This is a genomic window from Streptomyces sp. Ag109_O5-1, from assembly GCF_003814875.1.
In the GTDB taxonomy this organism is placed as follows: Bacteria; Actinomycetota; Actinomycetes; order Streptomycetales; family Streptomycetaceae; genus Streptomyces; species Streptomyces sasae.
The window spans coordinates 1,451,925-1,474,944 of record NZ_RKQF01000001.1; the positions used below are offsets into that span (position 1 = coordinate 1,451,925).

At 70.9% G+C, this 23,020-nt stretch carries 15 protein-coding genes; 8 read left to right on the forward strand and 7 right to left on the reverse strand.

What is annotated here, in order from left to right; genetic code table 11:
* Positions 1-12: 12 nt before the first annotated feature.
* The 5 genes from EDD90_RS06590 (at position 13) to EDD90_RS06610 (ending at position 8,124) form a co-directional block, all read left to right on the forward strand.
* A complete protein-coding gene (locus EDD90_RS06590) occupies positions 13-1,860 on the forward strand; it encodes a glycoside hydrolase (RefSeq protein WP_123972197.1) in 1,848 nt (615 codons plus the stop codon).
* A gap of 261 nt (positions 1,861-2,121) precedes the next feature.
* On the forward strand, positions 2,122-3,393 hold the full coding sequence (locus EDD90_RS06595; RefSeq protein WP_123972198.1) for an ABC transporter substrate-binding protein: 1,272 nt from the start codon (positions 2,122-2,124) through the stop codon (positions 3,391-3,393).
* A gap of 19 nt (positions 3,394-3,412) precedes the next feature.
* The gene (locus EDD90_RS06600; RefSeq protein ID WP_123972199.1) at positions 3,413-4,378 is read left to right on the forward strand and encodes a carbohydrate ABC transporter permease; all 966 of its coding nucleotides are present in this window, start codon (positions 3,413-3,415) and stop codon (positions 4,376-4,378) included.
* Entirely contained in the window at positions 4,375-5,241 is an 867-nt protein-coding gene (locus tag EDD90_RS06605; RefSeq protein ID WP_123972200.1) for a carbohydrate ABC transporter permease, read from the forward strand. Before EDD90_RS06600 ends, EDD90_RS06605 begins: the two co-directional genes overlap by 4 nt.
* A gap of 27 nt (positions 5,242-5,268) precedes the next feature.
* Positions 5,269-8,124: a glycoside hydrolase family 2 TIM barrel-domain containing protein gene (locus EDD90_RS06610; protein WP_123972201.1), complete on the forward strand. Its 2,856-nt coding sequence runs from the start codon at positions 5,269-5,271 to the stop codon at positions 8,122-8,124.
* A gap of 54 nt (positions 8,125-8,178) precedes the next feature.
* Here the strand turns inward: EDD90_RS06610 and EDD90_RS58520 are convergent, their stop codons facing one another.
* The 3 genes from EDD90_RS58520 to EDD90_RS06625 all read right to left on the reverse strand — a co-directional run bounded on the left by EDD90_RS58520 (position 8,179) and on the right by EDD90_RS06625 (position 13,154).
* Positions 8,179-10,098: a glycosyltransferase family 39 protein gene (locus EDD90_RS58520; protein ID WP_123972202.1), complete on the reverse strand. Its 1,920-nt coding sequence runs from the start codon at positions 10,096-10,098 to the stop codon at positions 8,179-8,181.
* 273 nt (positions 10,099-10,371) lie between these two features.
* Entirely contained in the window at positions 10,372-12,162 is a 1,791-nt protein-coding gene (locus EDD90_RS06620) for a sugar phosphate isomerase/epimerase and 4-hydroxyphenylpyruvate domain-containing protein (RefSeq protein WP_123972203.1), read from the reverse strand.
* Between the two features lie 110 nt (positions 12,163-12,272).
* Positions 12,273-13,154, reverse strand: coding sequence for a shikimate dehydrogenase (locus EDD90_RS06625; RefSeq protein ID WP_123972204.1), 882 nt, complete (start codon positions 13,152-13,154; stop codon positions 12,273-12,275).
* Between the two features lie 157 nt (positions 13,155-13,311).
* Here EDD90_RS06625 and EDD90_RS06630 point away from each other — a divergent pair, with 157 nt between their 5' ends.
* Positions 13,312-13,977: a TetR/AcrR family transcriptional regulator gene (locus EDD90_RS06630; protein WP_123972205.1), complete on the forward strand. Its 666-nt coding sequence runs from the start codon at positions 13,312-13,314 to the stop codon at positions 13,975-13,977.
* 197 nt (positions 13,978-14,174) lie between these two features.
* Positions 14,175-15,536 (forward strand): MFS transporter, encoded by a 1,362-nt coding sequence (locus tag EDD90_RS06635; RefSeq protein WP_123972206.1) that lies wholly within the window; start codon positions 14,175-14,177, stop codon positions 15,534-15,536.
* Positions 15,537-15,592: 56 nt separating this feature from the next.
* Here EDD90_RS06635 and EDD90_RS58525 read toward each other — a convergent pair whose 3' ends face one another.
* From EDD90_RS58525 to wecB, 4 genes are read right to left on the reverse strand one after another with little or no spacing between them, the layout of a single operon-like run.
* Complete coding sequence (locus EDD90_RS58525) at positions 15,593-17,782, reverse strand: glycosyltransferase (protein WP_123972207.1); 2,190 nt, start codon at positions 17,780-17,782, stop codon at positions 15,593-15,595.
* Entirely contained in the window at positions 17,779-19,590 is a 1,812-nt protein-coding gene (locus EDD90_RS06645) for a hypothetical protein (protein WP_123972208.1), read from the reverse strand. Before EDD90_RS06645 ends, EDD90_RS58525 begins: the two co-directional genes overlap by 4 nt.
* Positions 19,590-20,381, reverse strand: a complete 792-nt coding sequence (locus EDD90_RS06650; protein ID WP_123972209.1) for a bifunctional 2-polyprenyl-6-hydroxyphenol methylase/3-demethylubiquinol 3-O-methyltransferase UbiG — start codon at positions 20,379-20,381, stop codon at positions 19,590-19,592. The genes EDD90_RS06645 and EDD90_RS06650 overlap by 1 nt, the downstream gene beginning before the upstream one ends.
* Positions 20,374-21,462, reverse strand: coding sequence for a non-hydrolyzing UDP-N-acetylglucosamine 2-epimerase (wecB, locus tag EDD90_RS06655; protein WP_123972210.1), 1,089 nt, complete (start codon positions 21,460-21,462; stop codon positions 20,374-20,376). Before wecB ends, EDD90_RS06650 begins: the two co-directional genes overlap by 8 nt.
* A 38-nt stretch (positions 21,463-21,500) precedes the next feature.
* Between wecB and EDD90_RS06660 the strand changes: the two genes are divergently transcribed.
* Positions 21,501-22,976, forward strand: a complete 1,476-nt coding sequence (locus tag EDD90_RS06660; protein WP_123972211.1) for a glycosyltransferase family 4 protein — start codon at positions 21,501-21,503, stop codon at positions 22,974-22,976.
* Positions 22,977-23,020 lie beyond the last annotated feature (44 nt).

Here is a 23,020-nt window from a genome sequence, read left to right on the forward strand (position 1 = left end):
AGGGATGCCGTTTTGACGCGCACCAGGAGATCGGTCCTCGCCACGACCGCGGCCACGCTGGCGGTCACCGGGGCCCTGATCAGCTCCCCGCCCGCGAACGCCGCCGAGACCGACACGGCGGCCACCACGACCGCCGAGGTATCGCCGCACGCCGCCCAGACCATCGACGACATCGGCGCCTCGGGCGCCTGGTGGGTCAACGACCTGCAGCACTTCGACCCCAAGGTCCAGGCCCGGGTGGCGAAGCTGCTCTTCTCCGAGCAGGGCCTGGACCTCAGTTCGTACCGCTACAACATCGGCGGCGGCGGGGTCGCGGTCACCACCCCGGCCCGGGCCGCCGAGGACTTCCTGGACTCCGACGGCTCCTACGACTGGAGCAAGGACAAGGGCGGTCAGACCTTCCTCAGGTACGCCGCGAAGTACGGCGTCAAGGACCTGATCGGCTTCGTCAACAGCGCGCCTGCCCAGCTGACCACCATCGGGCAGAGCTGCGGCGGCCAGTTGAAGGCGGGCAGTGAGTCGGACTTCGCCAAGTACATAGCCGATGTCACCGACCACTTCGCCCGCAAGGGCGTGAAGCTGGACTACATCAGCCCCTTCAACGAGCCGGACAACGACTTCGGGGACTGCGGCCAGGAGGGCATGCAGGTCACGGTCGACCAACGCGACGACATCGTGCGGGCGCTGGGCGCCGAGCAGCGGGCCCGGCACCAGAAGACGTCGATCATCGCCGACGAGTCCAGCAAGACCACCCAGTTCGTCTCCGAGCTACCGCAGTGGATCTCGCAGCCGGACACCGCGCAGTACGTGTCCAAGCTCGCCCACCACACGTACAACAACCCCACCGACGGCCAGCTCGGCAATGTCTACGAGACGGCCACGTCGGTCGGCAAGCCGTCCTGGGCGTCGGAGATCTGCTGCTTCGGCAAGGGCTCCACGGGCTGGAACCAGGAGTACGACCCGACCATCGACAACGCCCTGCTGATGTCGAGGATCATCTACAAGGACTTCGCGAGCGCCCATGACTCGGCCTTCCAGTGGTGGGTGGCGCTCGCCAGCGGGTACGGCAGCGACCCGACCGCGAGGAACGACGACGGCTGGAACGACGGCCTGATCTACTACGACCCCGACTACGCGACGAACGGCAACCAGACGCTGTACTTCACCAAGCGCTACTACGCGCTCGGCCAGTACAGCAAGTTCGTCAGGCCGGGCTCGGTCGCCCACAACGTGACCGGGGCGCCGGACGGCGTCGAGGTGTCGGCCTACGACCGGAACGGCAAGTGGGTGGTCGTGGTCAACAACCAGAACACCACCGACACCCCGCTGAGCCTGCACTTCAACAGCGGGACACCGGTGCGGGCCGCCCAGGCCGTACGGACCTCGGCCACCGAGGACTGGGCCAAGGTCCGGAAACCGTCGGTGAGTTCGGGGACGGTCTCCGCCACCCTCGCGGCCCGCTCGATCACGACGTACGTCTTCGACCAGAAGGGCCACGCGAGTTCGGCCGTGACCGGGGCGCTGGTGGGCAAGCAGTCCGGCAAGTGCCTGACCGCCGGCACCTCCGGGGCCGCCATCGCCACCTGCACGGTCGGCGAGGACCAGTCCTGGTCGTACGACGCGAAGGGCGCCCTGAAGGGCGCGAACGGCTATCTGACGGTGACGAGTTCCGGCCTGACGACCGCCGCCGACTACACCGGGGACGCGAGCCAACGCTGGCTGCTGAACGCCAACGGCCAGATCCTCAGCGAGGCGTCCGGCAAGTGCCTGGACGTCAGCGGACAGGCTACCGCCGACGACAGCCAAGTGATCCTCTACAGCTGCAACGGCGGCCCCAACGAGGCCTGGTCCCGACAGTAGACGCACAACTCCCGTACAGACCGAGGGCCGTCGGTCACCCCTGACCCGGCGGCCCTCAACTCGCCCTGCTCTCCCATCTGTTCGCCATTCCGAACCGGGTACAACGTTTCGCGCAGACTTCGTCCAACCTCTTGCCGAAGTGTTAGCCGAAGGTTAACGTCCCGCACCGCAACGCAATTTCAGCCATCTGGCTCCCCGGGGTTTTCAGGGCCTCGCACGGCCGCAGGGCCGCAGCCGCACTCGACAGACAAGGACGTCAGCATGTCGGCAATGAGCAACAACAACTGGTCCCGCCGGTCCATCTTCCGGGCGGCCGCGGGCATGGCCGCCGCGGGCACGCTGGCCGCGTGCGGCGGCAACAACGGCCGCGGCGGATCCGGCGGGTCCGGTTCGGGTCCGCAGCTCACCCAGTACTTCCACGCCTACGGCGAGGCGGGCACCGAGCAGGCCCTCAAGCGGTACGCGGCGGCCTACAAGAAGGCCGACGTGAGCACCAGCTGGATCACGGGCAACAACTTCGAGTCCGCGCTGTTCGCGGCCCTGCTCACCAAGAAGGCCCCCGACGTCTTCGAGTTCCACCCGCAGCTGCAGCTCGTCAAGAGTGGCCAGGTGGCGGACCTGAGCGACATCATCGACCCGGTCAAGGACGACTTCAACCCGAACGACATCAACTCCCACACGGTCGACGGGAAGATCTACGGGATCCGGATGATCGACGACCCGCAGTTCTTCTACTACCGCAAGTCGATGCTGGAGAAGGCCAAGGTCGACGTCCCGACCACGCTCGACGAGCTGATCGAGGCCGCCGCCAAGCTCACCACGAGCAAGGTCAAGGGCGTCTTCCTCGGCAACGACTTCACCGCGATCCAGAACACCCTGATCTGGTCGGCCGGCGCCGACACCCTCGACGCGAAGAACCAGATCGCCTACCACACCCCGGGCGTCATCGAGGGCCTGAAGAAGCTCAGGACCCTGTTCACCAGCGGCAACGTACTCCTCGACGCCCCGACCGACTTCTGGGACCCCTCCTCGCTCAACCAGGGCCTGTGCGCCATCCAGTGGGGCGGCATGTGGTCCATGCCGGCCATGCAGCAGGCCCTCGGCGACGACCTCGGCATCTTCCCGTTCCCGAAGATCGGCAGCGCGGGCAAGCTGTCCGTATACAACGGCGGCTGGTCGATCTTCGTCAACGCCAAGGGCAAGAACGTCGACGCGGCCAAGGAGTACGTCAAGTGGCTGTGGATCGACCAGAAGCAGTATCAGGAGGACTGGGCCACCTCGTACGGCTTCCACATCCCGCCGCGTACCTCGATAGCCCAGTCGGCCACCAAGCTGAAGTCGGGCCTGCCCGCTGAGGGCGTCAAGCTCTTCACCGACTACGGCCACTTCGACAACATCGGCTTCGACCAGACCATGATCACCGCCTTCAACGATGTGATCGCCTCCTCCGTGCGCAAGAACGGAGACCCCGAGGCCGCGCTCGACGCCTGCGACAAGAAGGTCAATGTCGAGCTCAAGAAACTGTTCGGATAGGCGCCGGGAAGTCCACGACATGTCGACCACCACCACCCGCGGGGTCGCCCGGCCCGCCCCGGCCAAGGCCTCCCCGGCCCGGCCGCGGCGGGGCCTGCGGGGCAACCCGACGCTCAACTTCTGGCTCTTCACCGGGCCGTTCCTCATCGGCCTGGTGATCTTCGTCTTCGTGCCGATCGTCTGGAGCTTCTGGCTCAGCTTCTTCGACGCCCGGTACACCGTCACGCCGAGCCATTTCATCGGCTTCGACAACTACAAGCAGATCCTGACCAACAGCAACTTCCCCGCCTCGCTGGTCACGTTCACCGTGTTCGCCGCGTTCATCGTGCCGACCACCTGGGCGCTGTCGCTGGGTCTCGCGCTGCTGGTGAACCAGCTGCGCTTCATGCGGGCGTTCTTCCGGTCGGTGTTCTTCCTGCCCACCGCCGTCTCCTACGTGGCCGCGGCGCTGATCTGGAAGATGTCCATCTTCAACGGTGTCCGGTTCGGCCTGGCGAACACCGTCATGAGCTGGTTCGGCGTGGACAGCATGTCCTGGATATCCAACCCGAGCCCGCCCTGGTACTGGCTGGTCATCGTGACGCTGCGGCTATGGATCCAGGCCGGCTTCTACATGATCCTGTTCCTGGCGGCGCTGCAGAACATCCCGCCGGAGCTGTACGAGGCCGCCTCCATCGACGGCGCCAAGCGGGGCTGGCAGACCTTCCGGTACATCACGCTGCCCCAGCTGCGCGCCACCTCCACCGCGGTGATCCTGCTGCTGCTCATCGCCGCGTACCAGGCGTTCGACGAGTTCTTCAACATCATCGGGACCAAGGCGACCTGGGCGCAGACACCGCTCATGGAGCTGTACAAGACGGCCCTCGGCACCGACCAGGACTACGGTGCCGGCAGCGCGGGCGCGGTCATCCTGTCCGTACTGATCTGCATCGTCACCCTGGCCCAGGGCAAGATCATGGGCTTCGGCGGAGGGGAGGAAAAGTGACCGTCGCCACACCGCAGGTCCGCAGGGACCGCAAGAAGGGCTCAGGCGTCCTCGGCAACACCGGTCTGTACATCGCCGTCAGTGTCGCCGCGTTCCTCTTCCTCATCCCCTTCTACCTGATCTTCCGCAACGCTCTCTCCACCGACCCGGAGATCACGGGCGAGAACTGGAAGCTGCTGCCCTCCTTCCAGTGGGGCAACATCTCCGAGCTCTTCGACGACCCCACCGTCGAGTTCGCCCACTCCATGTGGAACTCCACGGTGATCGCCGTCCTGAGCACCGTCGGCACCCTGCTGTTCTGCTCCATGGCGGGATACGGTCTCGCCCGCATCCCCTACAAGCACGCCAACAAGGTCTTCTACGCCGTTCTGGCGACTCTGATGGTCCCCACGGCCGTCACCTTCGTGCCCAGCTTCGTGCTGGTCTCGTCCCTCGGCTGGATCGACACCTACCGCGGCATGATCGTCCCGGGTCTGTTCAGTGGTTTCACCTGCTTCCTTTTCCGGCAGTACTTCCTGGGATTCCCCAAGGAACTGGAGGAGGCGGCACGCGTGGACGGGCTCGGCTACTGGGGCGCGTACTGGCGGATCGTCGTCCCCAACTCGCTGAACTTCTTCGCGGCGATAGCCACGATCACGTTCATCAGCGGCTGGAACGCCTTCCTGTGGCCGCTGGTCATCGGCCAGGACCCGAACGCCTGGACCGTGCAGGTCGCGCTCTCCTCGTTCATGACCAACCAGACCGTGAACTTCCACCTGATCTTCATGGCCACCGCCATCTCCATCCTGCCCCTGGTGTTCGTCTTCCTCTTCCTCCAGCGCTGGCTGGTCCAGGGGATCGCGCAGACCGGCATCAAGGGCTGACGCCGCACACTCACGACCTGGAGACCGATGTCTTTCCGCACCTCCGCCACCGACTACGTCGAGGACGTCTCACCGGGTTCGGGCGCCCTGCCGCCGCGCGCCCGGTACCCACACTCGGATGCCGAGTCCCTGTCGCTGAACGGCAGTTGGCGGTTCCGGCTGTCGCCGACGGCGGACGCCGAGGACGACGCGTTCGCCGCGCCGGGGTACGACGCCGGCGGCTGGGCGGAGGTCTCGGTCCCGGGCCACTGGGTGCTCCAGGGCCAGGGCGCACCGGTCTACACGAACCACCTCTACCCGTTCCCGGTCGACCCGCCGCGGGTGCCGACCGAGAACCCCACCGGAGACCATCTGCGGTTCTTCGACCTGCCGGACGGCTGGGACCTCACGGAGGGCGGTGCGATCCTGCGCTTCGACGGGGTCGAGTCCTGCGCCCGGGTCTGGCTGAACGGCACGGACATCGGCGAGTTCAAGGGCTCCCGGCTGCCGCACGAGTTCGCGGTCGGCCATCTCCTGAAGCCGGCCGGGAACGTCCTCGCCGTCCGGGTCCACCAGTGGTCGGCCGGCTCCTACCTGGAGGACCAGGACCAGTGGTGGCTGCCCGGCATCTTCCGTGACGTGACCATGCTGCACCGCCCCGTGGGCAGCGTCCTCGACTTCTTCGTGCACGCCTCCTACGACCACACCACCGGCCAGGGCACCCTGCGCGTCGACTCCGACGTCGACGGGCGGGTGTCCGTGCCCGCCCTGGACATCGATGTCGCCACCGGCGAGCCGGTGACCGTCACGGTCGAGGCGTGGACCGCCGAGACCCCGAAGCTGTACGACGGGGTCCTGGTCACCGAGGGCGAGCGCGTCCCCCTGCGGATCGGCTTCCGCACGGTGGAGTTGGCCGACGGCCTGATCAAGGTCAACGGCAGAGCGATCCTCTTCAAGGGCGTCAACCGGCACGAGTGGCACCCGGAGAAGGGCCGCGCCCTCGATCTGGAGACCATGCGCGAGGACGTGCTGCTGATGAAGCGGCACAACATCAACGCCGTGCGCACCTCGCACTATCCGCCGCACCCGGACTTCCTGGACCTGTGCGACGAGTACGGCCTGTGGGTGATCGACGAGTGCGACCTGGAGACCCACGGCTTCACCGAGCAGGCGTGGCGGGACAACCCGGTCGACGATGACCGCTGGACCCCGGCCCTGCTGGACCGGGCCGCCCGGATGGTCGAGCGGGACAAGAACCACCCGTCGGTGGTGATCTGGTCGCTGGGCAACGAGGCCGGCACCGGACGGGGCCTGACCGCCATGGCCGAGTGGATCCACGGCCGGGACTCCTCGCGCCTGGTGCACTACGAGGGTGACATCGACTGCCGTGACACCGATGTGTACTCACGGATGTACGCCGACCACGCCGAGGTCGAGCGGATCGGCCGGGGCCTGGACGGTGGCACCCACAAGCGGCGCCAACTCCCCTTCATTCTCTGCGAGTACGGCCACGCCATGGGCAACGGCCCCGGCGGCCTCGCCGACTACCAGCGGATCTTCGAGTCCTACGACCGGCTCCAAGGCGGCTTCATCTGGGAATGGATCGACCACGGCATCGAGGACAACCGCTACGAGTACGCGTACGGCGGCGACTTCGGCGAGGAACTGCACGACGGGAACTTCGTCTGCGACGGACTGGTCTTCCCCGACCGGCGGCCCTCCCCCGGCCTCGTCGAGTACAAGAAGGTGATCGAGCCCGTCGGCATCGAGGGCGACGGCACCACGGTCCGGGTCACCAACAAGCAGGACTTCGCCGATCTTTCCGCGCTGGCCTTCGAGTGGTCGTACCAGTTCGACGGCGAGACCATCGAGTCGGGCAGCCTGGCCGTGCCGGCGCTGGCGCCCGGCGAGTCGGCGGACGTCAAGCTGCCGGAGCCGCCCGCCGCCACGGGCGGCGGCGAGACCGGGTGGACGGTGCGGGCGCTGCTGGCGGCCGACACCGCCTGGGGACCACAGGGGCATGTCGTGGCCTGGGGGCAACTCCCCGTCGCCGCACGGCAGTCGCCACCGTTCGCCGCGACCGGCGGGCCGGTGTCCGGCGAGGGGCTGATCACGCTCGGACCGGCCGTCTTCGACGCCCGCAGCGGCGCGCTGCGGAGCATCGGCTCGGTGGACGTGACCGGTCTGCGGCTGGATGTCTGGCGGGCGACCACCGACAACGACGACGGCGCCGCCTGGCAGAGTGACCTCCGCTACGGCGCACTGTGGCGCAAGTTCGGTCTGCACCGGATGCGGCACCGCCTGGACGCGGTGGAGCCGGCCGGGGACGCGCTGACCGTGCGCACCCGGGTGGCCCCCGCCGCCTGGGAGTTCGGGCTGGCGACGGTCTACCGCTGGACCTCGGACGGCGACCGCCTCGGGCTCACCGTCTCCGTGTCCCCCGACGGCGACTGGACGGTTCCGCTGCCCCGGCTCGGCATCCGCTTCGGGCTGTCGTCGGCCGACCGTGTGCGGTGGTTCGGCGGCGGGCCCGAGGAGGCCTACCCGGACACGAAGTCTGCCTCCCTGGTCAGCCGTTGGGAGTCGACTGTGGACGACATGCAGACTCCGTATGTCCGTCCGCAGGAGAACGGCGCCCGCGCGGACGTCCGTTGGGCGGAGATCGGCGGCCTGCGGATCGAGGGCGACCCGGAGTTCTGGTTCACGGCCCGCCGCTGGACCACCGAACAGCTGGACGCGGCCGCCCACCGCACGGACCTCACCCCGGGGGACACGGTGTGGATCAACCTGGACCACGGCCAGCACGGCATCGGCTCTCAGTCCTGCGGTCCTGGTGTCCTGCCGCAGTACCAACTGCACGCCGGACCGGCGGAGTTCTCCTTCGTCTTCTCCGACATCGGCTGAACCGTACGAGCGCGAAGGCCCCGGACCCCGCTTGGTCCGGGGCCTTCGCGCGGCTCAGCCGCCGTGCGCGGCGCTCCCGCAGCGGTACAGCGTGTACGGCCAGATGCGCACCGGCGAGCAGTGGCCGACGGCCCAGCGGACGAGGGCCCGGTCCGGTGTGTCGGCACCCCGGGTGCCTCGGGTCCCTCGCACGTTCCGGGCTTTCCCGGCTCGGTGGGTGAGGTCGGTGGAGGCCAGCACGAGGTAGCGGAGCCGGCCGGTGTCGATCAGGTGGTGGAAGGCCGTGGCCGACGGGTAGGGCACCTGGGTGGTGAAGCCGCCCAGCGGCAGGATCGACGCGTTGTCCGAGAGGATGTAGGGCGCCGCCATCTGCCAGCGGGGTACGGCGGCCAGGTAGCGGGCGCCGTCGCGGTGGGCGTCGAGGTAGGCGAGGACGCGCTGCTGGGCCGGGTCCAGGGCGTCGGCGGGGTTGCGGGTGGGGGTGCTGGTCGGGCCGATCTTGCCGAAGCCGCCGGGCTGGTTGTAGCGCAGGGACATCGCGGACGCGGACCACACGGTGGGGGCGATCAGGACGGCGGCGAGGGCGACGGCAAGGGCGGTCCTGCGCGGACGCGGCCCGCCGACGCTGAACACGACCAGCGCCGGCAGGGCCAGGGCCACGGCGACGCCGACCGACCAGGCGAAGAAGCGCGGGTAGTGGAGGGTGAGGGCCGCGCACCAGGCGACGTTGACGGCGAGTACCGCGCACAGCACGATGCGCCGCCGGACCCGGGTCACGGCCGCCGCGGCCAGGGCCGACAGGCCGACCGCCACCACACCCATGTAGTAGGTGTGTCCGGTCACGCTGCCGAAGCTGAAGACCAGGAAGAACGTGACCAGCCAGACACCCCACAGCAGGTACCCGGCCAGGATCGGGTCGGTGCGCGGCACCCGGCGGCGCCACAGCATCAGCGCTCCCGCCGCCAGGCCCAGGGCCGCCAGCGGGTACAGCCAGCCCGTCTGGGTGGCGAGCCCGGGGCTGAACATCTTCCAGACGCTGTCCCCCATGCCCGGCGTGCCGTGCCCGTGTCCGTGCGGTGCGGCCTGGTCGGTGACGATGCTTCCGGTGCCGGCCGCGTCGACGCCCAGCGCGTGGAAACGGGTCAGAAAGTTGTAGCCGACGACCAGGGCGAACGGCGAGTTGTTGGTCGTACCGTCGAGGTAGGGGCGGGCTGTGGCGGGGGTGAGGCCGGCGACCAGCATCCAGGACAGGGACACCGCCAGCATGACCGCGCCGGACACGGCGAGGTCCCGGATCCGGCGGCGCAGGGTGGTGGGCGCGGCCACCAGATAGGTCACGGCCAGTGCGGGCAGCACCGCCCACGCCTCCAGCATCTTGCACTGGAAGGCCACCCCGACCCAGAAGCCCGCGAGGACGAGGGTGCGCAACCGGGCCTTGGCGGTGGCCCGTTGGGTGGCCTCGGCGGCCAGCAGCAACAGCAGGACGAACGGCGCGTCCTCGGTCACCGAACGGCCCAGGCCCACGGTCACCGGGGTGAGTGTGAGGAAGGCGGCGGCCAGCAGCCCGGCCGGGGCGCCGGCCCAGCGCCGTACCACCACGTGCAGCAGGACCACCGAGGCCACGCCCTCCAGGGCCTGCGGGATCACCAGGGACCACGGGTGGAAGCCGAAGACCAGCGCCGACAGGGCCTGCGGCCACAGGAAGCCGGGCAGCTTGTCCAGGGTGATGGAGTTCGCCGGGTCGAAGGAGCCGTAGAGGAAGGCCACCGGGTTGTCGGTCATGCTGCGGACCGCGCTCGCGTAGAAGGCGTGGTAGGCGCTGTGCCAGATGCCCCAGCAGAAGAACAGCGCGGCGACGGCGGCGATACCGGCGAGGAGCGGAAGCTCGTAGCGCTCGGTGCGGGTCCGCGCCGGGGTCGGTGGCCGTGGCCCCTCGACACGGACGAGCGGCTCGGCGCTGACAGGGCTCGGCATCGGGGACGGCCTCCAGGACTCCCGGGTATCCAGGACTTCCAGAACGCCCCGGACTTCTACGACCTGTAGGACGACTGGACTTCCACGAACGTCACTTCCGGAATGCCAAGGAACATTCAGGATCTTCGTGAGTGTGGGTCGTGAAAGCTGTAAGAATCCTGAATCCCGCCTGTGTCTCACCGGCTTCTCACCGCATGCTCACCCGCGGCACAACGGCACAACGGCTCGGCGGACCGGGGGGCCGGGGGACAGTCGGCGCGACTGACCGCCGGCTCAGCGGGCCGGCCGCCCGGCATGCTGGGCCGCGAGTCGCACCGGCGCGTTCTGGGCGCCGTAGCCGCGGTACCCGGGATCCCGCTCGACCAGCTCGAAGAACACCCGGCCGACCGTCCGTGTGTAGCAGTGCCGGAAGACCCCGCCCGCGTCCCGGTCGTAGAGGATGCCGAGTTCGCGGTACGTCTCCAGCTCACCGTCGGCGAACTCGTGGCGGGCGGCCAGGTCGTCGTAGTAGTTGGCGGGGATGGGCAGCAGGGTGCCGCCGGCCGCGCGGAAGGCACGGGCCGCGGTGACCACGTCGCCGGTGGCGAGGGCGATGTGCTGGGCGTGCAGGGTGTCGTCGGTCGGGGCGGCGCCGACACCTAGGGCGATCCGGACGCTGCCGTCGGCGTTGGTGACGGCACGGGAGCGCTGCAGCCCGTAGGGGTCGGCGACATCCACGCTGTCCTGGGCGTGCAGGCCGAGGACGCTGCGGTGGAAGAGGGCCGCCTCGTCGTACTGGTGCCAGGGCTGGGTGAGCGCGAGGTGGTCGATGTGCGCCGGGCCGGGCGCGGGGGTGTGCGGCACTTCGGTGAAGTCGGCGCGCCAGTCGGGGAGTTCGGGTCGGCGGGCGGTGGCGCAGAAGAAGAGTTCCGTGCCGTCGGGTGCGGCGACCGCGTCGAGTGGGGCGTCCTCGGGGGCGCGGCGTCGGGGCAGCACGGGGGCGAGCAGGGCCTCGGCGCGACGAGCGGCGGCCCGCGGATCCGGCGACTCCAGTCCGATCGCGGCGAGTTGGGTGCCGTCGCGGCGGGCGGCGGGACCGGTGTTGACCAGAATCCGGGCCTCGCCCCGCTCCCAGAGGTCGACGGGCTTGCTCCGATGGCGGGCGGTCCGGGCCAGGCCGAGGGCGCCGAGCAGTGCCGCGACGGGTTCGGCGTCCGGGGTGACGAGTTCGGCGAACGCGACACCCGTCGGCACGACCGGCGCGGGCAACTCCCCCACGCCGACGGCCTCTTGGAGCACCAGCAGCGAACGGTGCGCATCGACGGCGGTCGGCCCGGCCTCGGCCTGCCGGAAGACGTCGTTGAAGACTTCGAGCGAGAACGGCCCGGCGTACCCCGCACGCAGCACGTGCCGCACCAGCCCGGCGACATCGAATCCGCCCTGCCCCGGGAAGCACCGGTGGTGACGGCTCCACTGGAGGACGTCCATGGCGAGCAGCGGGGCGTCGGCCAGCTGGAGGAAGAAGATCTTCTCTCCGGGTATGTCCTCGATGCCCTTGGGGTCGGACCCCCGGGAGAGGATGTGAAAGCTGTCGAGGCAGGTCCCGAGGGCGGGGTGACCGGCCGCCTCGACGATCCGCCAGGCATGGTCGTACGTGCTCACATGCCGACCCCAGGCGAGCGCCTCGTAGGCGACGCGGATGCCGAACTCGCCCGCCAGATCGGCCAGTCGCGACAGCTGCTCGGCGGCGAGAGCGTCGTCGTCGAGGGCGAGCGGGGAGACGGACGAGCAGACGAGGACTGTGTCGGCCCCCAGCTCCCGCATCAGCTCGAACTTGTGCCGAGCGCGCCGCAGATTGCGCGCGAACTCCTCCTCCGGCACGGCTTCGATGTCCCGCATCGGCTGGTAGAGATCGATACTGAGCCCGAGATCGGCACAGCGGGCACGGATCTCACGGGGCGACAACGGACTCGCCAGCAGATCGTTCTCGAAGATCTCGACCCCGTCGAACCCGGCCCGGGAGGCCGCGGTGAGCTTCTCGGTGAGAGATCCACTGAGCGAGACGGTGGCGATGGAAGTACGCATGACCTTTTTCCTTAGGGGTGTACAGCGCCCCGTCTTTCAGGGGCGCGGGGCTGTATCGATTTGCGGCTACCGCCGCGTGGGCGCGACCAGCCACAACCGGCCCGCGCCGATCACACGACCTGCCCCGCCGACTTCTCGCCCAACTCCGCGATGTCGGCCAGCATCCGACCACTGTCGGGCTCCAGCCCCGTGAACAACCGAAACGCATCCGCAGCCTGGAACACGGCCATACCGCCCCCGTCCAGCACGGCACACCCCAACGCCCGAGCGGTCCGCACCAGTTCCGTCTCCAGCGGCCGGTACACCACCTCGGCCACCCACAGCCCGGCATGCAGCAGCTCCGCGGGCAACGGCAGCCCCGGATGCGCGGCCATCCCCGTCGGCGTCGCATGCACCAGCCCGTCGGCGCCCGCGAGCAACGCCGGCAACCGGTCCGGCGTCGCGGCGACCGCGCGCCCCGCGCCGAAGTGCCGGTTCAGGGAACCCGCGAGATCCGCGGCCCGGTCGGCGAGCGCGTCCACGACGGTGACCCGCTCCGCCCCCAACGTGAGCGTCGCATGTGCCACCGCGGCCCCCGCGCCCCCGGCGCCGAGCTGTACGACCCGCTCCAGCGGAGCGTCCCGCAGCCCGCGCGCGAACGACGCCGCGAACCCGGTCACGTCCGTGTTGTGGCCGACGGCCCGCCCGCCCTCCTCGAAGACGACCGTGTTGACCGCGCCGAGCGCCTCGGCCTGCGGGGCGAGCGCGTCCAGGTGCTCGATGACCAGCTGCTTGCACGGATGCGTGATGTTCAGCCCGTCGAAGCCGAGATCCCGCGCCGCCCGGACCAGATCGCCCACGGCCTCCGGCGCCACGCCGAGCACGTCGATGTCGATCAGCCGGTACAGGTACCGCAGCCCCTGCCGGTCGGCCTCGCGCTCGTGCAGGGCCGGGCTGAGCGACGGGCCGATGCCGGAGCCGATCAGTCCGACGAGATACGAGTCCTTGGCCACGTGGCCCTCCCGAGCGGCATCGCTAATGTACGAACTAGTACGTTAGCTATAACACCGGAGACCGCGACAAGGGAAGACCTCTCCGAGAACGCCTCCGGCGGGGGCTTCTAGAATCTCCGCACCGGCCACCCCTGCGAAGGCACCCGATAGGAACCCGATGACCAGCGTCGACGAACCGGCACAGACCAACGGGCGGATCCGTGACGCCGCCCGCACCCAGGCCGAGATCCTCGACGTGGCCACGCGGGAGTTCGCGCGAGCCGGTTACGACGGTGCGCGCGTGGACGAGATCGCGGCCCGCACCCGCACCACGAAGCGGATGATCTACTACTACTTCGGCGGCAAGGAGCAGCTGTTCACGGCGGTGCTGGAGCGCGCGTACGGCGTGATCCGGGAGGCCGAGCAGCAGCTGGACGTGGAGCATCTGGACCCGGTCGCGGCGATCCGCCGGCTCGCGGAGCTGACCTTCGACCACCACGAGCAGCACCCGGACTTCATCCGCCTGGTCAGCATCGAGAACATCCACGGCGCCGAGCACATCGCGGCCTCCGAGAAGCTGGGCCGGATCGGCTCGCCGGCCCTTGAGGTGATCCGCCGGATCCTCGGCCAGGGCCAGGAGTCCGGCCTGTTCACGGCGGACGTGGACGCCGTCGACCTGCACGCGATGATCAGCTCCTTCTGCTTCTTCCGGGTGGCGAACCGGGCGACCTTCGGCGCCCTGTTCGGCCGTGACCTGGTGGCCCCGGCGCAGCGCGAGCACTACCGGACGATGCTCGGCGACATGGTGATCGCCTACCTCACCGCGGAGCGCGCGGCGGACTGACCGCCGTGCCGGAGCTTCCGGCGCGACCTCTTGACAGCGGGGAAACGCGGGCGCAACATCCGTACCCATCGCGACTAACTACCCAGTGGGTTAATTAGCACCGGCCCCTGGTCCGCCGACCCCGTCATCCCTGGGATCCGGCCTTCTCCCCCGCCGCTCACTCCGCCTACGTTGGAGTTCCCCGAAGGAGCACCGCCGTGTCCGTCCCCGCGCAGTCCGCCGCCACCGCCGTTCCACCCGGTGGCCAGCCGAGGAAGGCCGCGCTGGCCGCCTGGATCGGCAGCGCCCTGGAGTACTACGACTTCTTCATCTACGGCAGCGCTGCCGCGCTGGTCTTCCCGAAGGTCTTCTTCGACGATTCGGACCCGGCCAACGCGACCCTGCTCTCGCTGGCCACCTTCGGTGTCGCGTACGCGGCGCGGCCGGTCGGCGCGTTGTTCCTCGGGCACTTCGGGGACCGGATCGGCCGTAAGAAGATCATGGTCTTCACGCTGCTGCTGATGGGTCTGTCGACGTTCCTGATCGGCTGTCTGCCGACCCGTGCCCAGGTGGGCGGCCTCGCCCCGGTGCTGCTGGTGCTGTGCCGGGTGCTGCAGGGCATCTCGGCGGCCGGTGAGCAGGCCAGCGCCAGTTCGATGAGTCTGGAACACGCACCGCCGGGCCGACGCGGCTTCTTCACCAGTTTCACGCTCGGCGGCACCCAGGGCGGCCAGCTGATCGCCACCCTCGTGTTCATCGCGGTCTCGCAGCTGCCCGAGGACCAACTGCTGTCCTGGGGCTGGCGGGTGCCGTTCTGGCTGAGCGTGGTGGTGGCCGTGGCCGGCTGGGTGATCCGGCGCCGGCTCCAGGAGACTCCGGCGTTCGCCCGGCAGGCGGCGACCGAGGGGGTCGTACGGCTGCCGCTGGTGACGCTGCTGCGGCACCACTGGGCGGATGTGCTGCGGGTGATCGGGGGCGCGGTGATCGCCTCGGTGAGCACGATCTTCACGGTGTGGGCGCTGGCGTACGCGACGAGCGACTCGGTCGGGATGTCCAAGACGTCGATGCTGTGGGTGGGCGCGCTGGCGAACCTGGTGGCGCTGGGCGCGATCCCGGCGTGGGCGACGCTGTCGGACCGGATCGGCCGGCGCCCGGTGTACCTGATCGGCGCGGTGGGCAGCGCGGTGGCGATGTCCGGCTACCTGTGGGCGATCTCCACCGGCTCCTACCCGCTGATCATGCTGCTCGGTGTGGTCGCCTTCGGTGTCGTCTACAGCGCGGCGAACGGCGTCTGGCCGTCGTTCTACGGCGAGATGTTCTCGACCCGGGTACGGCTGTCGGGCATGGCGATCGGCACCCAGATCGGCTTCGCGGTCGCCGGGTTCGCGGTGACGTTCGCGGCGCGGATCGCGGGTCCTGGTGGCGACGACTGGTCGGCGGTGGCCCTGTTCACGGCCGCGCTGTGCGTACCGCCGGTGATCGCCGCGCTGACGGCACGGGAGACCCACGCGGTGCCGACCGAACTGCTCGGCGAGCGGCCGGGGGCGGAGGCGGCACAGCCGGAGGCGGTGTCGGCCTGAGTCCCGCGCGGGTCCCCCCGGAGCCGGTGGACAAGGCTCCGGGGGCCCGCCCGTCCTCAGCCGGACACCAGCAGCTCCGTCCAGTCCTTCGCCACCCGGTCCAGCGAGAACCCCTCCCGCACCTGCCCGCGGGCCGTTTCCCCGGCCGCCTGCCAGTCCTCCTGCTCGGCGAGCCCGGCGATCGCCTCGGCCATCGCCTCGGGGGTGCCGTGGATCCAGCGCCGGTCGTAGATCTCGTCCGCGCCCGGCCACGGCAGCAGCGCGGGTACGGCGCCGGAGGCCATGCCCTCGGCCGGGGCGAGGTGGAAGCTCTCGTCGTCGCTGGTGGACAGCACATGGCCGACGCGGCGCAGCCAGCCCGGCACATCAGGGCCGAACCGGTCGAAGACCACGGCCCCTTCGAGCAGCGGCGAGGTCTGCATCCGGCGCAGGACCTCCTCGTAGTGTGCGCGCTCCTCGGGCTTGTTCCAGATCCACCAGTACTCCCACGGCGGCTTGGACTTGACCGAGAGATGCCAGCGCCGGTCATGGGCGCGGAGCGCTTCCAGGACGTCGAGGCCGAGGTCGAGGCGTTTGCGGCTGGGCGCGATGCCGATCATGCCGAGGCGGTGGCGGGCGCCGGGCGCCTTGGGCCGGTCGAACTGGTCGACGTCGACCCAGTTCCCGATCGTGGTGATCTTCGCGGCGGGCCAGCCGGTGCGCTCATGGGTGCTGCGGGCGTAGTAGGGGCTGACGCACACCACCCGGTCGACGGCGTCGATGTCGACCTGCCGGGGATAGCCGGCGTCGAGTTCGAAACGGTGCAGGCGCACGATCAGCCTGCTGCCGCGCCGCTTGTGGCGGCTGTACCAGACGGCCGCCGGGCCGCACCACTCGACGACCACCACATCGGCCCAGCCGGCGAGTTCACGGCTCGCGGCCGGATCGTGCCGGGCGAGCGCGGGCCACTCGTCGACCCGGACCTCCAGGCCGGGCAGCGCGCGGAAGTGGTCGAGCAGCCGGGTGAGGAACTTCAGGTCGTGGCCCGCGACTCCGACCCGCAGCGGACGCGCGCGGGTGGTGACGGCGGCGGGTGCGGAGGGGAAGGCGCGGTCGAGGTGGGCGCGCCAGCGGGTCGCGGCTGCCTCCATGGTGTACTGCCGGGCGGCCGCCGCGCACCGGTCGGCGGCGAGCTGCCTGGCCCCGGGATCGTGTACGGCCAGGGCGACGGCGTCCGCCGCGTCGAAGAGGGCCGCGCCGCCCGGTACGAACAGCGGGTAGTCGCCGCCGAGCAACGCCTCGTGCGCCGGAGTGCGGTTGAGGACGACCGGCAGACCGAGGGCACCGAACTCCAGGACCTTGGTGGAGAGTTCGAGACTGGCGTCGAGGGAGGCGTCGCGCCAGCCGAGGCCGAGGTCGCAGCCGGCGGCGATGCGCATGGCCTCCTCGCGCGGCACACCGCCGTGGTGGACGACCTCGGGCGTGGTGCGCAGCGCCTCGGCCATGGCCGTCTCGAAGCCGGGGTGCGCGGCATCCTTGTGGATCTTGTCGCCGACGGTGTGGAGTTCGGTGCGCACCCCGCGCTCGGCGAGCAGCGCGGGCAGCCGGGTCATGGGCAGGGTGTTCCAGCGGGGTGCGAACTTGCCGGTGTACACGAGACGCAGGGGATCGTGCGGGCGGCCGTTCCGCCCCGGGACCGGGAAGCCGGGTTCGGGTACGGCGGGCGGGCTGAGCACGGACCGGCCGCAGGCCTCCGGCACCCAGGCCTCCAGGAAGCAGCGCAACTCCTCTGTCTGACAGAGGAGTTGACGGGAGGCGGCGGCGATGCGGGCGAGGTCGGTACGGGCCTGTTCGGTCATCTCGGCCGGGGACTGCGGGATGTCGGTGAGGTAGGCCCAGATCCGACCCTCGAAGGCGCCGTCGGCGACGACCTGGCGTACCAGCCGGCGGCCGCGCAGCACCAGGAGGTCGCAGGGCTCCTCCGTATCGAGGCGGGCCAGCAACTGCGAGGCCTGAAAGGGCGAGAGCGGGTGTGCGCCCTGGCCCGGGACGAGGTGTTCCTCGTAGGGGCGCACCACTGTGACGCCGGGCAGTCCGGCCAGCGGATCGGTCAACCTCCCTGTCGCCTCCGGGGCCTTGAGGACCAGACGGGTCCGGCAGCCCGCCCGGGACAGCGCCTGGACCGTCGACTGGGCCCAGACGGCGGAGCCGTCGATGAGGTTGAGGTCGACGTCGCCGTAGACGAGCGCCCTGGGGGTGCGGGTCATGACGGCTCCTTTCCACGCACGGCGAACAGGCGGTGCCCGGCGCGTGACCAGGTGTCCGGCGGGGCGCCGGAGTCGAGCAGGGACCGGCGTACGAGCAGGGGGCGCAGGGTCGGTACGAAGGCGTAGTCGTCGGCGGCCGGGGTGTGGCCCACCGCGTCCGCGCCCGAGAACTCCTGGGCACAGAGCAGGTCGAGCAGCAGGGTGTCCGGGCGGTCCTCGGTCAGATCCGTCCAGTCGGCGACCCAGGGCGCGGTGGGCGGTCCGGCGTGGACGGTGACGGAGGCGGCGGTGAGTTCGTCGAGGGCGAGGCCCGCGGGGTCGGCGACGACCACCTCGGCGGGCCGGTGCTGCTGGCCGAGGGTCTGGGCGACGAGCCGGGCGACGTCGGTGGCGTCCCGAGGCGCGGCCAGTACGGCGATCCGGCGGGCGTCCAACGGGTCGGGGGCGCCCACCAGTTCGGCGAGCATGGCGAGCCGTACCCGGGTGCTGTCCTGCTGGAAGGCGTCCCGGATCCGGTCCCGGCCGTCGGTGACGGGGTCCAGCCGGGCGAGCCGTACCCCGGTGTCGCCGTCGAGGACCGCGTCCCACGGAAATCGGGAGAGACCGGGGGCGCCCGTTGCCGGGCCGTCCCGCCACAGCACGGCCGTACGGCCCGACGCCCTTGCCTGGCCGATCAGTTCGGCGAGCGTGCGGTCGAGGTCGGGGGCGAGTGCGGTGCCGGTGAGCGCCCAGGGGCCGTGCTCGTCCGTGCACGCGCTGAGCTGGACGAGGAAGACGTCCGGGTCGGTGCGTTCGACCAGCAGCCGTCCGTCGTGCGGCAGTACGCGGCTCACCACGGCGTCCGCCGCGAAGTCCTCGGCGGTGCGGTCGCTCAGCACGCCGGTGATCACCAGCCGGTCCCGGGGCGCGACGGACAGGGCGCGGTGGGAGAGATGGAAGCGGTCGTCGGCCCCCGTCTCCGGGGCCGGGGCGGGGGCCGGGGAGCCGGAGGTCCGGCCCTGGCCGCCCTTCCGCCGCCGCCACAGCCCGTACAGTTCCCCGGGCAGCCGGACCGCGCCGCGCCGCGGCGAACGGGCCGCCGACACCAGCGCCTTGCCCACCCGCAGCGAGGTGGAGCCCTCCAGCATGGCCACCCGTGTCTCAAGGACGTCGACCCGGTCCCGGGCCCCGCGCAGGGCGGCCGCCAGCTGGTCCTTGTCGCGTACGGCGGCGGCCAGGCGCTCGGCGAGACCGTCCTCGCGGGCGGTCTCCAGTGCGCGGGCGGTCTCCTCGGCGGCGCGTTCCAGGTCGATCAGCCGGGCCCGCTGGGAGCGGGAGACGAAGTCGGCGAGGACGTACTCGTCGGCGATCCTGAGGGCCGTGGCGAAACCGTCGGCCGGCAGCGGGCGGCCGAACCAGTCGTGGGGCGGCAGGAGTTCCTCGGTGCATGCGAACACCGCGCCGGCGTGCAGATGCGTGTAGCCGAGCGAGGCGGCGTGCAGCACCTGGCAGCGGTGGGCCACCAGGGCGTCGAGGAGGCGGTGGTAGGGCAGGTCGGTCCCGGGGTGGCCGAAGACGATCAGGCCGCGGCCGCCGGGCCGCATGCGTTCCAGCGCGGCGAGACAGCCCGCCTCGTCGCCGTGCAGCGCGGGGTCGGGGCCGTGGCAGAGGAGCAGCAGCTCCCCTTCGCCGACGGGCTGTTCGTGCCGGGTCGGCGTGACGCCCGGCGGGAGGTGCAGATACGGGTCAAGACGCAGGCTGCCGCTCGTCGCGTCCACGACGGAGGTGACCTCGTCCAGGTGCGGGTGGAGCAGATCGGTCAGACGCATCAGCGGGTCCTCGTGAAGACATGGAAGCCGACCCGGTTCTCGCGGAAGCCGTAGGGCCGGAAGAGGGTGTGGCCCAGGCCGAGGGGCTCAAGCTCCCTGAGGTAGGCGGCTGTCGGGCGGTGCAGGATGTAGTCGCCGCGCGGGACGGGCTCCTGGGTGTCCTCGTCGGTGACGATCAGCCGGCCGGTGATCCGGACGAGGGAGGCGAGGTTGCGCAGGCTCGCCGCCCACTCCGCGTCGTCCAGGACGTGGAAGAGGACGTCCACGCAGAGCACGACGTCGTAGAGCCAGGGGCTGCGCCACTCGTCGAGGGCGGAGACGCCGTAGCGGGGGCCGCCGCCCTCGGCGCGGGCGTAGGTGACGGCCTCCTCGCTGGCGTCGAAGGCGTCGACGTGGTGGCCGCAGCGGGCGAGGGAGCGGGCGAAGTGCCCCTTGCCGCAGCCCGCGTCGAGCACGAACAGCGGGGAGACGGGGCTGGACAGGTCGCCGATCAGAGTGAGGAGCTGGCCGAGCCGTACCGCGTAGAAGATCTCGTTGCCGGGGCGGTCCAGGCCGATGTGACCGCCGGAGGCGAGGTCGTCGCGTTCGCGGTGCCGGGTGTCCCAGTAGGTACGGGGGGCGTCGTAGGTGTGGGTGGCGTCGTGGGCGCGGGGTGGTCCGTGGAGGCGCGGGGCGTCGTAGGCGCGTGCTGCGCCATACGCGCGCGGGGCATCACGGGGGCGCGGGGCTTCGCCGGCGCGTGCGGCGTCGTAGGTGCGCGGGGCTTCATAGGCGCGCGGGGCGTCAGTCATGGCGCTCCAGCCAGTCGGTGAGCACACGGGCGATGCGGGGACCTGCCTTGCCGTCCCACAGCGGCGGCCCGTCGGGGCCGGGCGCGGCTCGGCCGTCCAGGACCTTGCGCAGGGCGGGCACGAGTTCGCCGTGCCGGACCAGGCGGTTGGTGCCGTGGGTGACGGTGACCGGGCGTTCGGTCGTGGTGCGCAGCGTCAGACAGGGGACGCCGAGCACGGTGGTCTCCTCCTGGACCCCGCCCGAGTCCGTGATCACGGCGGCGGCCCCGCGGACCAGGCCCATGAACTCGACGTAGCCGAGCGGTTCGAGGAGGTGGACACCGGGCGCGTCGGCGAGGCCCGCCCTGCGCAGTGCCTCCCGGCCGCGCGGGTGCAGGGGCACGGCGAGGTCGAGGTGGGTCGCGGCCTCGGTGAGGGCACGGGCGGCGGCCGCGGCCGCCTCGGGGTCGTCGACGTTGGCAGGGCGGTGCAGGGTGACCACGCCGTACCGCGCGGGCAGTCCGTGGGCGGTGCGGGCGGCGACCGGGTCGAAATGCTCCAGATGGGTGAGCAGGGTGTCGATCATGGGGTTGCCGACGAAGTGCACCCGGGCCGGGTCGACGCCCTCACGGGCGAGGTGGCCGACGGCTTCGGGGCTGGTGGCGAAGAGCAGCTCGGCCAGCTGGTCGACCAGGCGCCGGTTGACCTCCTCCGGCATCGTCATGTCGAAGCTGCGCAGCCCGGCCTCGACATGGGCCACCGGGATGCCGAGCTTGGCGGCGACCAGGGCCGCGGCCAGCGTGGAGTTCACATCGCCGTACACGACGACCAGGGCCGGGGCGCGGGTGAGCAGCTCGCCCTCCAGGGCCACCAGCAGGTCGGCGGTCTGCCGGGCGTGGCTGCCGGAGCCGACGCCGAGGTCGGTGTCGGGGGCGGGCAGTCCCAGCTCCCGGAAGAAGACGTGTGACATCCGTTCGTCGTAGTGCTGACCGGTGTGCACCAGGACCTGGTCGTGCCCGCTCGCGCGCAGTGCGGCGACGACGGGCGCGGCCTTCACGAAGTTCGGTCTGGTCCCTACGACGTGGAGTACGCGGCCGTTCATGTCGTACGTTCTCCGCTCTGTCGGCCTACCTTGGCGACATGGCCCGACGTCCGTCCCGGCACCAGCCGCGTCGCATCCCCCGTGCACTCAGCTTGGCCGCATCGGTCGCATGGGGCGAGTTGCGGCACGACCCCGCGCGGGCCGCGCTGCTCGGCGTACGGCTGCTGCCGGGGCGGGTGCGGCGCGGGCTGGAAGGCGTCGAGCGGCGGCTCGCCGCCCGGGCCCGTACGGCCGGGCCGGCCGCCACGCCGTCCGCGGCCCGGGTTCCGGCGCCGACCGGGCGGCCCGTGCGGCCCGAGCCGGGCCGGGTGCTCCATGTGGTCACCAACGGGCTGCCGTTCAAGCACGCCGGTTACACCGTGCGCACCCAGGCCCTCGCCGAGGCGCAGCGGGCGGCCGGGCTCGATCCGCACGTGGTGACCCGGATCGGGTTCCCGGTGGCGCAGGGCGTCCTGGACGCCCGTCCGCTGCAGATCGTGAACGGGGTGCCGCAGCACCGGCTGCTGCCGCCCGTACTGCCGTACCGGCAGGGCGCGGTGCTCGCCCGCAACGCCGAACTGGCCGGACGCCTGGTGGAGCGGCTGCGGCCGGCCGTGCTGCACGCGGCCACCGACCACGCCAACGGGCGGGTGGCGCTCGCCCTGCGGGAGACCTACGGGCTGCCCGTGGTCTACGAGGTGCGGGGCTTTCTGGAGGAGACCTGGCTGACCCAGGCGGCGGGGCGCGGCCCGGACGACGAGACCTACCGCGCCCGGCGCGCCCTGGAGACGTACTGCATGCGCCGGGCCGATCTGGTGCTGACGCTGGGCACGGCGATGAAGGCCGAGATCGTGGGCCGCGGGGTACCCGAGGAACGGGTCCTGATCGTGCCCAACGCGGTCGACGACACCTTCCTCGCCCCGCCCCCGGACGGGGCGGAACTGCGCACCCGGCTCGGCATCGCGGCCGACGACTATGTGGTGGGCACCGTGAGCAGCCTTACTCCACACGAGGGAATCGGCACATTGCTCCATGCGGGTGCCGAGCTGCGCCGTCGGGGTGTCCCGCTGCGGCTGCTGATCGTCGGTGAGGGACCCGAGCGCGCGGCGCTCCAGGCGCTCGCCGGACGGCTCGGTCTCGACGACGGCACCGCGCTCTTCACCGGATGGGTGCCGCACCGCCAAGTGCGCTCCTACCACGCCGTTCTGGACGTCTTCGCGGTACCGCGCACCGACGAACGGGTCTGCCGTCTGGTCACCCCGCTCAAGCCGGTCGAAGCGATGGCGAGCGGTCTTCCCGTGGCGGCCAGTGATCTCACAGCGCTGCGGGAACTCGTGCAACCCGAGGTGAACGGACACCTGATCACTCCCGAATGCCCACAAGCTTGGGCAGAAGCTCTCGAAGTATTGCTCTACAGTCGAAAACGGCGGCATGAATGGGGAGCGTCCGCCCGCGCTCTGGTAGCGCGTGACCGCACCTGGAAAAGGGTCGCTGCCACGACCCGGGAGGCGTATCGCGCTCTCGGATGTGTCTGAGGCCCCTCGCCCGGAACCGTGTCCTCCGGGCCCTTCGGATCCGT